Annotated in this window: 15 protein-coding genes; 4 read left to right on the top strand and 11 right to left on the bottom strand. The window is 72.1% G+C overall.

What is annotated here, in order from left to right; translation table 11 throughout:
* Positions 1–17: 17 nt before the first annotated feature.
* Positions 18–464 (bottom strand): hypothetical protein, encoded by a 447-nt coding sequence (locus BJ979_RS12080; protein WP_179568171.1) that lies wholly within the window; start codon positions 462–464, stop codon positions 18–20.
* On the bottom strand, positions 458–1,423 hold the full coding sequence (locus tag BJ979_RS12075; RefSeq protein WP_179568169.1) for an NADP-dependent oxidoreductase: 966 nt from the start codon (positions 1,421–1,423) through the stop codon (positions 458–460). The genes BJ979_RS12080 and BJ979_RS12075 overlap by 7 nt, the downstream gene beginning before the upstream one ends.
* Positions 1,424–1,519: 96 nt before the next feature.
* Between BJ979_RS12075 and BJ979_RS12070 the strand changes: the two genes are divergently transcribed.
* The gene (locus BJ979_RS12070) at positions 1,520–2,023 is read left to right on the top strand and encodes a hypothetical protein (protein ID WP_179568167.1); all 504 of its coding nucleotides are present in this window, start codon (positions 1,520–1,522) and stop codon (positions 2,021–2,023) included.
* A 128-nt stretch (positions 2,024–2,151) separates the two neighbouring features.
* Here the strand turns inward: BJ979_RS12070 and rpsO are convergent, their stop codons facing one another.
* Together rpsO and BJ979_RS12060 are read right to left on the bottom strand one after the other, a co-directional pair.
* The gene (gene rpsO / locus BJ979_RS12065) at positions 2,152–2,421 is read right to left on the bottom strand and encodes a 30S ribosomal protein S15 (protein ID WP_179568165.1); all 270 of its coding nucleotides are present in this window, start codon (positions 2,419–2,421) and stop codon (positions 2,152–2,154) included.
* Positions 2,422–2,555: 134 nt separating this feature from the next.
* Positions 2,556–3,386 carry a nuclease-related domain-containing protein gene (locus BJ979_RS12060; RefSeq protein WP_179568163.1) on the bottom strand — a complete coding sequence of 277 codons (831 nt, stop codon included), beginning with the start codon at positions 3,384–3,386 and terminating at the stop codon, positions 2,556–2,558.
* A gap of 151 nt (positions 3,387–3,537) precedes the next feature.
* On the opposite strand from BJ979_RS12060, the gene BJ979_RS12055 reads away from it, so the two are divergent.
* Positions 3,538–4,725, top strand: a complete 1,188-nt coding sequence (locus BJ979_RS12055; protein ID WP_179568161.1) for a MarP family serine protease — start codon at positions 3,538–3,540, stop codon at positions 4,723–4,725.
* A 164-nt stretch (positions 4,726–4,889) separates the two neighbouring features.
* On the opposite strand, the gene BJ979_RS12050 is transcribed toward BJ979_RS12055, so the two are convergent.
* The 5 genes from BJ979_RS12050 to BJ979_RS12030 all read right to left on the bottom strand — a co-directional run bounded on the left by BJ979_RS12050 (position 4,890) and on the right by BJ979_RS12030 (position 10,711).
* Complete coding sequence (locus tag BJ979_RS12050; RefSeq protein ID WP_246286774.1) at positions 4,890–6,503, bottom strand: PrsW family intramembrane metalloprotease; 1,614 nt, start codon at positions 6,501–6,503, stop codon at positions 4,890–4,892.
* Between the two features lie 85 nt (positions 6,504–6,588).
* Positions 6,589–7,869, bottom strand: a complete 1,281-nt coding sequence (locus tag BJ979_RS12045) for an MFS transporter (protein WP_179568159.1) — start codon at positions 7,867–7,869, stop codon at positions 6,589–6,591.
* 150 nt (positions 7,870–8,019) lie between these two features.
* Positions 8,020–8,562 (bottom strand): hypothetical protein, encoded by a 543-nt coding sequence (locus BJ979_RS12040; protein WP_179568157.1) that lies wholly within the window; start codon positions 8,560–8,562, stop codon positions 8,020–8,022.
* Positions 8,563–8,617: 55 nt separating this feature from the next.
* Positions 8,618–9,208 (bottom strand): MDR/zinc-dependent alcohol dehydrogenase-like family protein, encoded by a 591-nt coding sequence (locus BJ979_RS12035; RefSeq protein WP_179568155.1) that lies wholly within the window; start codon positions 9,206–9,208, stop codon positions 8,618–8,620.
* 123 nt (positions 9,209–9,331) lie between these two features.
* Positions 9,332–10,711, bottom strand: a complete 1,380-nt coding sequence (locus BJ979_RS12030; protein ID WP_179570301.1) for an FAD-binding oxidoreductase — start codon at positions 10,709–10,711, stop codon at positions 9,332–9,334.
* 114 nt (positions 10,712–10,825) lie between these two features.
* Between BJ979_RS12030 and BJ979_RS12025 the strand changes: the two genes are divergently transcribed.
* Complete coding sequence (locus BJ979_RS12025; protein ID WP_179568153.1) at positions 10,826–11,836, top strand: YihY/virulence factor BrkB family protein; 1,011 nt, start codon at positions 10,826–10,828, stop codon at positions 11,834–11,836.
* Here BJ979_RS12025 and BJ979_RS12020 read toward each other — a convergent pair.
* Entirely contained in the window at positions 11,802–12,131 is a 330-nt protein-coding gene (locus tag BJ979_RS12020; RefSeq protein ID WP_179568151.1) for a DUF7882 family protein, read from the bottom strand. The two genes, BJ979_RS12025 and BJ979_RS12020, sit on opposite strands and share 35 nt — an antisense overlap.
* Positions 12,132–12,320: 189 nt before the next feature.
* On the opposite strand from BJ979_RS12020, the gene BJ979_RS12015 reads away from it, so the two are divergent.
* A complete protein-coding gene (locus BJ979_RS12015) occupies positions 12,321–12,587 on the top strand; it encodes a DUF7218 family protein (RefSeq protein WP_179568149.1) in 267 nt (88 codons plus the stop codon).
* Between the two features lie 15 nt (positions 12,588–12,602).
* Here the strand turns inward: BJ979_RS12015 and ku are convergent, their stop codons facing one another.
* Entirely contained in the window at positions 12,603–13,589 is a 987-nt protein-coding gene (gene ku / locus BJ979_RS12010; protein ID WP_179568147.1) for a non-homologous end joining protein Ku, read from the bottom strand.
* Positions 13,590–13,607 lie beyond the last annotated feature (18 nt).

Genomic DNA, 13,607 nt, shown 5'->3' with positions numbered 1-13,607 from the left:
CTCGGGTGCTGCCGGACTCAGCGGGTCGCGCCCATGAGCAGCTCGACCCGCAGGCCGCGCCGGGTCTTCACGATCTCGACGGGGATGCGCGCCTTGTCGCCGCGATCCTCGAGCCGGCGCAGCGTCTGATCGACGACGCTCTCGAGACCGCGCGGCACGACCCCGACGACGCCGCTCACGCGGCGCCCGAGGAACAGCCGAACCTCGATCGGCGCGTCCACCCGCTCCTGCTCGATCGTGCGCGCGGCGACGATCGTCTCGAGCTCGACGCCCTCGTCGCGGGCGAGCTGCACGACCGTCGCGATCTCCGCGGCATTCGGATCGGCCGCGGCGAGGCGGATGCGCACCCCCGCCTTGCGCGGCACCAGGTCGTAGTCGTAGTCGTCGAGCGAGCCGCTGCCGCGGTCGGCGGCGAGGAGCGTCGGGTCGCCCACCGGATCACGACTCCAGGGCCAGCTCACCACGTCGTCGCCTCCTGGGCGATCGCCGCGTCGTCGATCAGCCGCAGCAGCACCTTGCCCGAGAGATGGCCGCCGCGCAGGTGCGCGTATGCCGCGGCGAACTGCTCCAGAGGGAACTCGGCGTCGATCGGCACCCGCACCTGGCCGCCGGCGACCAGGGCCGCCAGCTCGCCCAGCTCCGGCAGGCCCGGAGTCAGCGAGTGACCGCCGATGTTCGTGACGCCGAGGCGCTCGACCGCGCTCGGATCGGTGATCGTGTTGATCCGGTGGGCCGCGACGCCGAGGGCGAGAGCCAGCTCGATCGTGCCGTGCCCGGCCTGATCGAGCACGGCCGTGATGCCGTCGGGGGCCAGGTCGCGCAGGCGCTGCTCGAGGCCGTCGCCGTAGCGCACCGGCTCGACGCCGAGACCGCGGAGCAGCTCGTCGTTGTCGGCTCCGCAGCTGCCGATCACGCGCGCACCGGTGCGTCGCGCGAGCTGCGAGCTGAACACGCCGACGCCGCCGGCCGCGCCGCTGATGAACACCGTGTCCTGCGGGCCGAGGCCGAAGGAGGCGACGCTCGCCCACGCCGTGCGTCCCGCGATGTCGAGCACGCCGGCGACAGCGAAAGGCACCTCGTCGGGGATCGCCACCACCGCATCCGCAGCGACGACCAGGTGGTCGGCCTGCGCGTGGAACCGCGCGCCGCCGAAGACGCGATCCCCCACGGCTCGCTCGGTGACGCCGGCGCCCACGCGGTCGATCACGCCGGCGAAGTCGTTGCCGTTCACCGAGGGCAGCGTCGGCGAGTAGCGCGAGCTCGATCCGCTCAGGATCTTCCAGTCGACCGGGTTGAGGCCCGCGGTCACGACGCGCACGCGGATCTGTCCCGGCCCGGGCTCCGTGGCCTCGACCGCGTCGAGCTGCAGTGAGTCGACGCCGGCCAGGCGGTGGAAGCGGACGGCGCGATCGGCAGTGCTCATGCTCCGAGCGTAGACGCGGTGCGTCACTCGGATGGGGACGTGCAGTGACTGCAACGAGCAGGGAAGAATCCTCGCGTACCTCAGCAGGGAGTCCCCATGACCGATCAGTCCGTCCCGCCCGTTCCCGCGCCGCAGCCGGGCATCGCCCCGCCGCAGCAGTTCTTCCCGCAGCCGGGCAACGCCGATCCGATCCCGCAAGCCGGAGCGGCTCAGCCGCAGTACGGGCAGCAGCCCCAGTACAGCCAGGCCCCGTACGCGCAGGCGCCGTACGACCAGGCTCAGTACGGGCAGCACCAGTACGGCCAGACCCAGTACGCGCAGCCCCAGCCCGGCGCCGCGCCCTACGCCTGGTCGGCGGCGCACCAGGGCCAGCAGAACGCCTCCGCGTTCGGCGCGCCGGCCGCGGGGATGTCGGCGGCGCGGAAGGCCGGACTGCGCACGATGCTCGTCGGATTCGGCATCATGCTCGTCGGCATCGTGATCACCGCAGGCACCTTCTTCTTCGCGGCGCCGGGCGGCAGCTACGTCGTGACCTGGGGCGCGATCATCTTCGGCGGTGTGCAGGGCGTCGCCGGGCTCGTGCGCTTCCTGCGCAACTGAGAGCGCCGGAGGCGGTCGATTCGGCCGCCTCCGGCCCCGGCGGCGACTCGCCGGGAACGCAGAAGCGGGCCGCCACCCGAAGGTGACGGCCCGCTTCCGTGCTGGGTCGAATCAGTGCTGAGGCGAACTCAGCGACGAAGGCCGAGACGCTCGATCAGCGAGCGGTAGCGCTCGATGTCGATGTCCTGCAGGTAGCCGAGCAGGCGGCGACGCTGTCCGACCAGGAGGAGCAGGCCACGACGCGAGTGGTGGTCGTGCTTGTGCTCCTTCAGGTGCTCCGTGAGGTCCTTGATGCGCTTGCTCAGCAGCGCGATCTGCACCTCCGGGGATCCGGTGTCACCGGGCTGGGTGGCGTACTCGTCGATGATCGCCTTCTTGGTGTCTGCATCCAGTGCCATAGAGGGATCCCTTCTCTCGTTGCGCGGTGCGCGACGCGGGGTGCGTGCGCTCTCTCGATCCGCGGCCGTCGTGACGGCAACCTCGCAAGATTAGCAGGAGTCGGCGGCTGCCGTGACACCGTCCGACGAGCGCGTCAGAGTCCGAGCGCGCCGCTGAGCCGCGTCAGCACCTCGGGTGCGGCGACTGCGATGGCGCCCAGCATCGCCGCGAGGCCCGCCGCGCTGCCGAGAACGGTCCAGAGCAGGCGGAGCCGCCGAGCCACGAGCACGTCGAGTTCGAGGCTGCGGAAGCGCTGCTCGACGTCGATGTCGGCGTCGTCGATCGCCTCGACCGGCTGCTCGCGCCAGGTGCGCGGCTGCTCGGCGACGGCACGGAGCAGCGTCACGGTCTGGGCGTCGAGGCGGCGCGGCGCCCGGGCGAGCACTCGCTCGAGTTCGGCCGGCGTCACGAAGGAGACTCCGTCGGCGTGGCCGCTCACCCGTCCGGCGCCCACCGCGACGACGAAGGAGCGCACCTCGACCTCGGAGCCCATCGCGACCGAGAGGCGGCTCTCGGCGTCGAGTCGCTCCGCGATCGCCGAGCGCAGAGCATCCGCCTCGGCGCCGGCGAGCTCGAAGCCCTCGCTCGTGAGCGGACGGCGAGCTGCCGCGCGGGCGACGACGGTGAAGACCCCGGCCGGGCCGATGAGCAGATGGTCGACCTGACCGGAACGCCCGACGGGGATGCTGTTGAGCACCGTCCACGGCGCGCCGAGACCGGCGAGCACGGCATCCAGTCGGCGCTCCCCCTGCGCGGCCCGGAACCAGCGGCGGGTGCCGGCGTCGAGCGGATCGGCGCCCAGTGCGCGATCGACTCGGCCGCGAACCCGCACCTCGGCCTGGTGCTCGAGGCACTGCCGCACGACGCGATACGACGGGGCGCGGCCCCGCAGAGTGCGCCCCGTGTGCGCCCAAGTCACTGTCATCGTTCCCCCCAGAACGTTTCCGGTTCGACGGTAGCCCGGCGACTCCTCGCGCAGAATCCCCCGAACGGGTGCTCGGGATGCGGCGCACGCGCACCTCCCGGGCATCCCGACAGGGCAGAATCGACCCCGATCGTCCCGACCCGGAGTGCCCATGCTTCTCGCCCGCCTGCTCGACGTGCTGCTCGTGCTCGTCCTGCTCGTCTACTTCGTCGTCGGCTGGCGCACCGGCATCCTGCGCACCCTCGGCGGGCTGCTCGGCGTCGTCGCGGGTGCGGCGGGCGCGTTCTTCGCGATCCCCCTCATCGTGCCGCTGATCCCCGAGCCGGGCTGGCGGCTGACCGCCGCGATCGGCCTCGCGCTGGTGCTCATCCTCGCCGGCCAGGGTCTCGGCGTCGGACTCGCTCGCGCGCTGCGCGGCCGGGATGCGGAGGATCGACGCGTCGCCTGGCCGAGCCGCCTCCTGGGCGGGGTGATGGGCGTCGTGATCGCCGCGCTCGCGAGCTCGCTCGTGATCAGCAGCCTCAGCGCCCTCGGCTCTCCCCTGCTCTCGCAAGCGGCTGCGGGCTCAGTGGTGCTGCGCGGCATCGACCAGCTCACGCCGGACCCGGTTCAGCAGGGACTCTCGCGCATCCGCGCCGCCGTGCTCGACAGCGGGCTCCCGCGCATCACCGAGGCGCTCGGCGGGGTCGACTCCTCACCCGGCGCGCCGACCCTGCAGGGCACGGATGCCCTCGGTCGCGCCTCCGCGTCGGTCGTGCGGATCAACGGCACGGCCTACGCCTGCGGCCAGAACCAGTCGGGGTCGGGATTCGTGGTCGCCCGCGACCGCATCGTCACGAACGCGCACGTGGTCGCCGGAGTCGCCGAGCCCGTCGTCGACACCCGCGCGGGCCAGGTCGTCACGGCGAAGGTGGTCTACTTCGACCCGAAGGCGGACCTGGCTGTGCTCGCGACGAGCGGCCTCGCGGCGACTCCGCTCAAGCTCTCCGACCCGCTCGATGTCGGTGCTCAGGGCGCTGTCGACGGCTACCCCTACGGCGGCCCCTACACCTCGGGCGGCGCGCAGGTGCTGGCCCGGTCGACCGAGCTCGTCGCGGACATCTACAACGACTCCCGGAACCCGCGTGAGATCTACACGCTCGCCGCCGTCGTCGAGCCCGGCAACAGCGGCGGCCCGTTGCTCACGACCGACGGCCGTGTCGCCGGCGTCGTCTTCGCCGAGAGCGCGACCGACGATCAGCTCGGCTACGCCTCCACCGACGCCTCGCTCGCTCCGGTGGCGGCGCAGGCGCCGGGACTCACGACGGCGGTCACCGCGGGTCACTGCACGCGGGGCTGAACTCCGCTTCCGATCGCTCGGCAACGGGGGTATTGACCTCGGGACCGGCCGGGTGCACCCTGGACTCAGATCAGCTCATCGCCCAGAAGCGTCGGAGTCACTGACCCGCCACTGGGCGATGAGTCTTTAACGGGCGGACTCGGTGATTCGACCGGCGCTCCGGCTCAGCCGCCGACGCCGAGCAGTGCCCGTCGCGAGGCCGTGACCTTGCCGAGCAGCACCAGCTCGTCCGACTGCGCCTCGGCTCGTCCCGTGTCGCGGATCACGCGCTGACGGGCCGCCGCCAGCATCGTGGCGTCGCGGATGTACCGCCCCATGAGCGCCTTCTGCCCTCGGGACGCCGCCCAGGCCCGCGCCTGCCGTCGCCCGGCCGGGCTGCCGAGCGCGACGACCTCATCGCGGTTGATCCACCCGGCGGCCGCATACTCGGCGAGGCGCGCGAGCGTCTGCCGCGACTCGCGACGCCGCAGCCAGAAGACGATGACCAGCAGTCCGATGAAGAGCGGCACCTCGACGACGCAGTAGTAGAGCAGGTAGCCGGGGATGCCGCCGGGAACGAGCGACGCCGCGGCGTTCCAGATGCCGTGCAGCAGCATCGCACCCAGCAGGCCGACGAAGTAGAAGCCCACCGACGGAGCCCAGTGCTTGAAGCGGCTGGCGGCGAGCCCCAGCGCGAGTCCCGTCATCGACGTGAACATGACGTGCGCGAACGGCGCGAGCACTCCACGCAGGAAGAAGATCGTCACGACCTCGCCCGAGAACAGGCCCGAGCTCAGCATCTGCTGGCCGAAGTAGAGGATGTTCTCGGTGAAGGCGAACCCGGCGGCGATCGTCGCACCGTAGACGATGCCGTCGACGGGGCCGTCGAAGTACTTGCGGCCGATGAGGAAGATCAGCAGGATGCCGAGACCCTTCGCGCCTTCCTCGACGATCGGCGCCTGCACGACCGCGCCCAGGAACTGGGCATCGCCCGAGCCCGGGTTCGACCCGGAGATGTAGAGCGCCACATCCACCCCCACGCCGACGACGAGGGCGGTCACGACGGCGACGCCCGCGCCCCAGAGGAAGGCGAAGATCTTGATTCCGAGCGGCTCGGGCTCCCAGCGGTCGACCCAGCGGATCGCGAGCAGCACGACCGTGAGCGGGATGAGCGCCAGCACGGCGGCGAAGATCGAGGCGACGCCGAGTGCGATGAGCGTGTAGACGAGGGCGAGGAGCAGGGCCAGTCCGGCCACGACGATGCCGATGATCAGCGCGACCCGACGACCGGTGTGCGGCTGGGGCGGCGGGGCGGCGAAGACCGGAGCCGCGTGCTGCATCGTCTCGGCGCGGATGTCGGCGGGCGCCGTGGCGAGGGCCGAGACGGTCACGCCCTGGGTGCGCACGAGCGTCGGCTCCGCCTCCTGCGGCTCGAGCGCGACCTCGTAGCCGGGCGTGAAGTGCGCCGCGTCGTAGGAGGGCTGACGGGAGTAGCGCGCATCGGGCAGCTCAGCGTCGGTCAGTCCGGGCTGCTGGCGGTAGTCGCGCGGCGGGGCGTACTGCGGCTGAGCCGGCTGGCCGTATTGAGGCTGGCCGTACTGAGGCTGGACCTGCTGGCCGTACTGAGGCTGGCCGTACTGAGGCTGGACCTGCTGGCCGTACTGCGGCTGAGCCGGCTGCTGCCCGTACTGCGGCTGCGGGTTGCCCCGCTGGGGCGGCGGGCCGGTGGGCGCGGCGGTCTGAGGCGGGGTGCCGTTCTGCTGATCGGGCTGCTGATCCGGCGTCCGCGGGTCGCTCATGCCGACACTGTATCCGGCGGCCCGGGCCGATCGCCGTGGACACGTCTCCCCATCCGTTCCGGCTCCGCCGGGGTGGGCGGGGTGCTCAGTTCGCGGCGACCGTGGTCGTCCGCCGCGCGATCCCCGCACTGATCACGGCGGCCACGACGCACAGGCCGGCGGCGCCGAACCACGCCGCCGTGTAGGTGCCGCTCGACTCGCGGATCACCCCCGCGACGATCGCGGCGATCGAGGCGCCGATCTGGTGCGCGGCGAAGACCCAGCCGTAGACGACGGGTCCGTCGGCGCCGAACAGCTCTCGGCACAGCGCCGCCGTGGGCGGCACGGTCGCGACCCAGTCGAGGCCGTAGACGACCACGAACATCAGCACCGGCGGCTGCACGGTCGACGCGAGCAGGTAGGGCAGCATCAGCAGCGCGAGTCCGCGTCCGGCGTAGTAGACGGCGAGCAGGATGCGCGGATTGATCCGGTCGGTGAGCCAGCCCGAGGCGATCGTGCCGACGACGTCGAACACGCCGACCAGTGCGAGCAGCCCGGCGGCGGTCGTCTCCGACATCCCCGCGTCGTGCGCCCCCGGGATGAAGTGCGTGCCGATCAGCCCGTTCGTCGTCGCGCCGCAGATCGCGAAGCCGGCCACGAGAGCCCAGAAGGTGCGCACGCGGGCCGCTCGGGCGAGCACCTGCAGCGCGCGTCGCGCCGGCGCGACGGCGCTCTTCGGCGGGAGGGCCGGGAGCGCGTCGGCGGGCGAGCCGTACGGGGTCATGCCGAGCTCGGCCGGGGAGTTGCGCAGACCGAGCACCGCGAAGGGCATCACGACGAGCGCGATGACGGCGATCACGAGCGAGGCGACGCGCCAGTCGCTCTCGACCGCGAGCCGCGCGACGATCGGCAGGAACACCAGCTGGCCCGCGGCGCTGCCCGCGGTCAGCACGCCCGTGATGAGCCCGCGACGGCGCAGGAACCAGCGGTCGGCGATCAGCGCGGCGAAGACTAGCGCCATCGACCCCGTGCCCACGCCGATCAGCACGCCCCAGGTGGCGACGAGCATCCACGGCGCCGTCGACAGCGTGCTGAGCGCCGCTCCCGCCGAGATGAGCAGCAGCGCCACCGCGACGACGCGACGCAGCCCGAAGCGTTCCATGAGCGCCGCCGCGAAGGGCGCGGTCAGCCCGAACAGCAGGATGTTGATGCCGACGGCCACGGAGATGTCGGTGCGCGACCAGCCGAGATCCTGCTCGATCGGCACCATGAGCGCGCTCGGCGCCGAACGGAAGCCGGCGGCGCCGACGAGGGCGAGGAGCCCCGCGCCGGCGACGAGCCAGGCGGGGTGGAGTCGGCGCGGGCGGCGCGTCTCGGGCGAGGTCACAGGGTGAGTATGCCGACTCGGCGTGCCGGTGACGCGCGCGCCGGCGCCGCCGTTCGTCGCGTTCCTGCCGTTCTCACCGGTCGAGACGGCGCGACGCGTCCGCCGACCGAACGGCTCCGGTCGACGCGACCGCGCTCCGACGGCGGGCGGTCAGCTGGTGCGCAGGTCGCCCGGGCGGCGGAACTCGAGCAGCGGCTCCGCGAGCGGGACCCGCCCGACCGCGGCGAAGACCGCGGCGGCGACGGTCTGTCCCGCGAAGGCGACGAGCATCAGCCGCAGACCGGGCGAGAACTTCGCCTGGATCAGGTCGGCGACCTCGTCGGGGATGCCGTTCGCGTCGGCTCCGATCCGGCGACCCCAGTCGAGCAGCACGCGCTCGGTCTCGGTGACCTCGGCGGAGTCGGGATCCCCTCCGCCCTCGACGAGCTGACGCCGGAACCAGGCGGTGCCGTGCAGGCTGTCGAGCGCGTCGGTGATGGCGTAGCCGAAGAGAGCGAGGGCGCGCTCGCCGATGTAGGGCACGAGCTCGTCGCGCAGCGCGTACCACTGGGTATAGGCGTCGAAGCTCGGCAGATGACCGAGCAGTGCCCGCTCCGACGGCGTCGCCGTCGCGCCGTCGGGCAGTCGGCGCAGCGCCGCGACTCGGGCGGCGGCGGTCAGCTCGGCGTCGGCCGGGATCGGCAGGAACGTCATGCCGACCAGCCTAGGCGGGGCGCCACGCCGCAGCGCGACGTCCCGCCACAGTGCGTCACGCGGCGGTGACGGCTCGCGGCTGATCTGCGTCGATGTCGTCGAACATGCCGGCGCGGATGGCCTGGAACACGTCGACGGCGGCCTGTGCGAGGCGACCGTGCGCCTGCGGGAAGACACGGCCGCGGGTGCTGTGCTCGAGCACGAGCGCGGGGCCCTGCTCGACGATGTGAGCGCCGAGATGACGGGCCCAGGCGGTCGCCATGGCCGAGACGCGCGCGTCGGTCGAGATGACGCGGACGTCGTCGCCGCGGCCGACGGGGTGGCTCGAGCGCATGAGCGCCCGGGCGACGAGACCCGGGCCGAGGTAGTCGACGACCTGCTGATCGGTGATCCACGAGGGGACGCCGAGCACGTCGTCCTGACTCTTGAGCAGGAGGTCGGGCAGCTCCGTCGAGTCGTCGCGCCAGGCGACGCGGTCGCGGTTGGCGAAGCCGACGGTGTCGGGGCCGTTGGCCTCCACCGATCCGACGACGAAGCCGTTGCCGCGAAGACTGGGGCGCAGTCGCAGCTGTCCGGTCGAGGGACGGGGCACGTGCAGGGGTCGCAGCTCTCGCGGCGCCTGACGCAGGGAATCCGAGGTGATCATGTAGCGGGTCGCTCCCTTCCAAGGCCTGCAACTCACGACCCTGGCGTGGTATTCCGGGCGAGGGGACGGTGGTGCCCGGGTGTTTCCTGAGAGCGATCCGAACAGCGAGCGTCCGCTGCGCGGTCAGAGCACCTTGCCGGGGTTGAGCAGCCTCTGCGGGTCGAAGACCGCCTTGATGCCGCGCTGCAACTCGAGCTGCGTGTCGCCGATCTCGTCGCCGAGCCAGCGCTTCTTCAGCAGCCCGACGCCGTGCTCGCCGGTGAGCGTGCCCCCGAGGCGCAGAGCCGCGCGGAAGAGCTCGCTCGCCGCATCCCAGACCTCCTCCGGCACATCGAGCGCCGAGCCCGTCGCCCTCGTGGGCAGCACGAAGTTGGGGTGCAGGTTGCCGTCGCCGGCGTGCGCGACGGTGGGGATCGGGATGCCGTGCTCGGCCGAGATGCGGTCGATCTCGGCGAACATAGCCGGGAGCGCGCTGCGAGGCACCGCGACGTCTTCGATGAGCACCGTGCCGTGCGACTCGAGCGCGGGGTGGAAGGAGCGGCGGATGCGCAGCAGGCGCTCCCCTGCCTCTGCGTCGGGCGCGAGCTGGGCCTCGCCGCCGAGGGAGGCGATGATCGGCAGCAGCTCCTGCGCCTCGCGAGCGGCATCCGCGCCGTCGGTCTGCACCAGCAGGTAGGCGCCGCCGGGCAGGTCGACCGCTTCGCCCTGGGACGCGAACCAGGTGCGCAGCATCTCGAGCGCGCGCGCATCCAGCAGCTCCATGACCGCGGGACGCACCGAGGAGGTCGCGATGACGCTCGCCGCCCGAGCCGCGTCAGCGACGTCGGCGAAGCTCGCGCCGATCGTGACCGGATCGCCTGCGGGCACGCGGCGCAGTCTGAGCGTGGCCTCGACGACGATGCCGAGCAGCCCCTCCGAGCCGATGAACAGCGCGGTGAGGTCGAGCCCGGTCACGCCCTTGACGGTGCGGTGACCGGTCGAGATGAGACGTCCGTCGGCGAGCACGACCTTGAGGGCGAGCACCGCCTCGCGCGTGACGCCGTACTTGACGCAGAGCAGTCCGCCGGCATTCGTCGCGATGTTGCCGCCCACCGTCGAGATCGCCTTGCTGGCGGGGTCCGGCGCCCACCAGAGCCCCTGCTGGGCGAGCCGGGCGTTGAGGTCGGCGTTGATGATGCCGGGCTCGACGACCGCGAGCTCGTCATCCGCCGAGATCTCGAGGATGCGGTCCATGAGCCGGGTCGAGATGACGAGCTCCCCCGCATCGCCGACCGCGCCGCCCGCCAGGCCGGTGCCCGCACCGCGCGGGACGACGGGGATGCCGTGCCGGCTGGCGAAGCGCAGTGCGGTCTGCACGTGCTCGATCGTGCGGGCCTCGACGAGCGCCAGCGGAGCCGCGGCGGAGACGTGCCCCGACTTGTCGGCGCGCAGCGCGTCGAGGGCGGCCGGGTCGAGCACGAGGGCGTCGCCCAGCTCGGCGAGCTCGTCGCGGATGATGTCGATGGTGGGCTGCGTCACGCCTGTCCTCCGGTGGTGCGGCGGCCGGCGGCGGGATCGCGCCTGGCCGTCGACCGAGTCTAGGGACGCGCGGCTCAGGCCCGCCGCTAGCCTCGCCCCATGCCCGAATCCGCCCCGGTGAGCCGTCGCGGTCGCGCGGTCTACGCGCTGCGGCGCACCTGGCGCGGCTACCTGCGCGGGCGCGGCTACGACGCTGCGGCGGCGCTCACCTTCTTCGCTGTGCTCACCGCCTTCCCCGCCGTGCTGCTCACGGTCGCCGCCTTCGCGCTCCGGGATTCGTCGGCGGATGCGGCGAGCGAGCTCGTGGCCGTGATCGGTCCCTTCGTGCCCGCCGGCGAGACGGACACGGTGCGTGACGCGATCGGCGAGCTGCTGAGCCTGCGCTCGCCCGGCGTCGCGGTGCTGATCGGGATCGCTCTCACGCTGTGGACAGCCTCCGGCTGGTGCACCGCCTACGGCCGCGCCGTGAACACGATCTGCGGGGTGCAGGAGGGTCGGCCGTTCTGGTTCTTCCGCGGCTGGATGCTCGTGGTCGCCGCCGCGGCGATCGTGCTCGGCGGGGCCGCACTCGGCATCCTGCTCATCGGACCGGACACGATCGGCGAGCTCGTGGGCGGACCGCTGAGTCCGGTGACCGCGACAGCGTGGGCGATCGTGCGCTGGCCCCTGCTGCTGGTGCTGCTCGTGGCCCTGCTCGCGCTGCTGCAGCGGCACGCGCCGAATGTGCGCGTGAGCGGGCTGCGTCGCCTGAGCATCGGATCGCTGCTGACCTTGACCGCGTGGTCGGCCGTCACGGCGGGATTCGCGCTCTACCTGCACCTCATCGGGGCGTACGGCCAGCTCTACGGACGCCTCGGCATCCTGCTCGCCGGGGTGCTCTGGGCCTACCTCAGCAGCACCGCGCTGGTGCTCGGCGCGCAGCTCGATGTCGAGCTGATCCGGCTGCAGCAGCTCGACGAGGGCGTCGAGGCCGAGGATCACATCCGGCTGCCGGTCAAGCGCACCGACCGGATGCTGCAGCTGGCCCGCCAGCACGACCAGGACGTCGCCGAGGGGCGGCGGATGCGCGAGTCGCTCAGTCGTTCCGGGGCGTCGACGTCGTCAGACTGACCGGCTCGTCACCGAGCTGGAGGCCGCCGTTGCTGCCGGCCGAGAGGGTGAGCTGCTCGAGCCACTGACGGTTGAGGTCGATCGGCCGACCGCCGTAGTACTTGAAGTAGAGCGGGATGCCGGCGCCGATCCAGATCGCGGAGTGGCCGTCGCCGACCGAGGGGTCGTCCTTCCAGTTGAGGAAGAAGCTCTCGCCCCGGCGCAGCTTGCTCGAGATCACGGCCTGCAGGTGAGCGAGAACCCGATCGTCGAAGGCGATCTCGGTCTTCACCGCGCCGTACAGAAGCTTGCCCATCGATCTCCTCATGCTCTCCCGCGCGGGTCACCGGCGGTCGGTCGTCATTCTCCCATTCCCGCCGAATCGTACTTCGGGGCTGGACCTGAGGTGGCGCGGGCTGCTATATCGTTCGCGCCGCGCGGATGCCGTGTGCGAGCGCGCTGAGAGCCTCGCGGAACCCTCGCCGCAGCGTCGTAGCGTGCCCGCATGCCAGGGAAGACGAATCCGAGTCTGAAGAATCCGGAGATGTACGAGGAGCTGCGCGACGACGGCGCCGGCAAGCAGAAGGCGGCGCGCATCTCGAACGCCGCCGCGGCGCGCGGGAAGAGCGCGGTCGGGCGGAAGGGCGGTGAAGCGGGCAGCTACGACGACTGGACGGTGGCCGAGCTGCGCACGCGCGCGAAGGAGATCGGTCTGACCGGATACTCGGGCCAACGCAAGTCGGAGCTCATCCGCGCGCTCCGGAACTCCTGACACCGCGTCCTCCCGTCACGACGCCGCCTTCCGCGAACCGCTCCCGCCCGAGGATCGCTTCTTCGGAGTGGACGCCGCCGGCGCCCGCTCCTCGGACGACGAAGACCGCGACGCCGCCGAGGCGCGCTTCTTCGGCGCGGAAGCCGCGTCCGTGCTCTTCGTCGTCGGCGTCTTCTTCTTCGCGGGGGCCTTCCGGGCGGGAGCCTTCTTCGCCCCGCCGGCGCGACGCCGCTCGACGCTCTGCCGCAGCGCCTCCATCAGGTCGAGCACCTCTCCCCCGCCGCTGTCGCTCTCGCGACCGAAGGTCTCGTCGGTGTCGAGCGTGTCGCCCTGCTCGAGCTTCGCCTCGACCAGCTGCCGCAGTTGCACCTGGTACTCATCGTCGAACTTCTCCGGCTCGAAGTCCTTCGAGAAGCTCTCGACCAGCTGCTGCGCCATCTTGAGCTCGTTCTCCGAGACGCGCGGATGCTCGTCCAGCCCGGGGAACTCGGCGTCGCGCACCTCGTCGTCCCAGAGCAGCGTCTGCAGCAGCAGCACCTCGTCGTGCACGCGCAGGGCGGCCAGGCGGGTGCGCTGGCGCAGCGAGATGCGCACGATCGCGGTGCGCTCGGTCTCCTCGAGCGTGCGCCGCAGCAGCGCGTAGGCCTTCATGGAGCTGGAGTCGGGCGCCAGGTAGTAGCTGCGGTCGAGGCGGATCGCATCCACCTGCTCTGAGGGGACGAACTCGACGACGTCGATGTCGCGACTGCGCTCGGCCGGCAGCGAGGCCAGATCGGCCTTCGTCAGCACGACGGTCTGATCGCCGTCGTCGTAGGCCTTGTCGATGTGCTCGAACGGCACGACCTCGCCGCAGATCTCGCACTTGCGCTGGTAGCGGATGCGTCCGCCGTCGTCGTCGTGCACCTGGTGCAGCGGCACGTCGTGGTCTTCCGTGGCCGAGAAGAGCTTGACCGGCACGTTGACCAGCCCGAAGCTCAGCGAGCCCTTCCAGATCGCCCTCATTTCTGCATTGTTCCGCAG

It is taken from the genome of Schumannella luteola (assembly GCF_013408685.1).
Classification (GTDB): domain Bacteria; phylum Actinomycetota; class Actinomycetes; order Actinomycetales; family Microbacteriaceae; genus Schumannella; species Schumannella luteola.
Note: the sequence above shows the minus strand (reverse complement) of the source record. Positions and strands in the feature narration are given on the sequence as shown.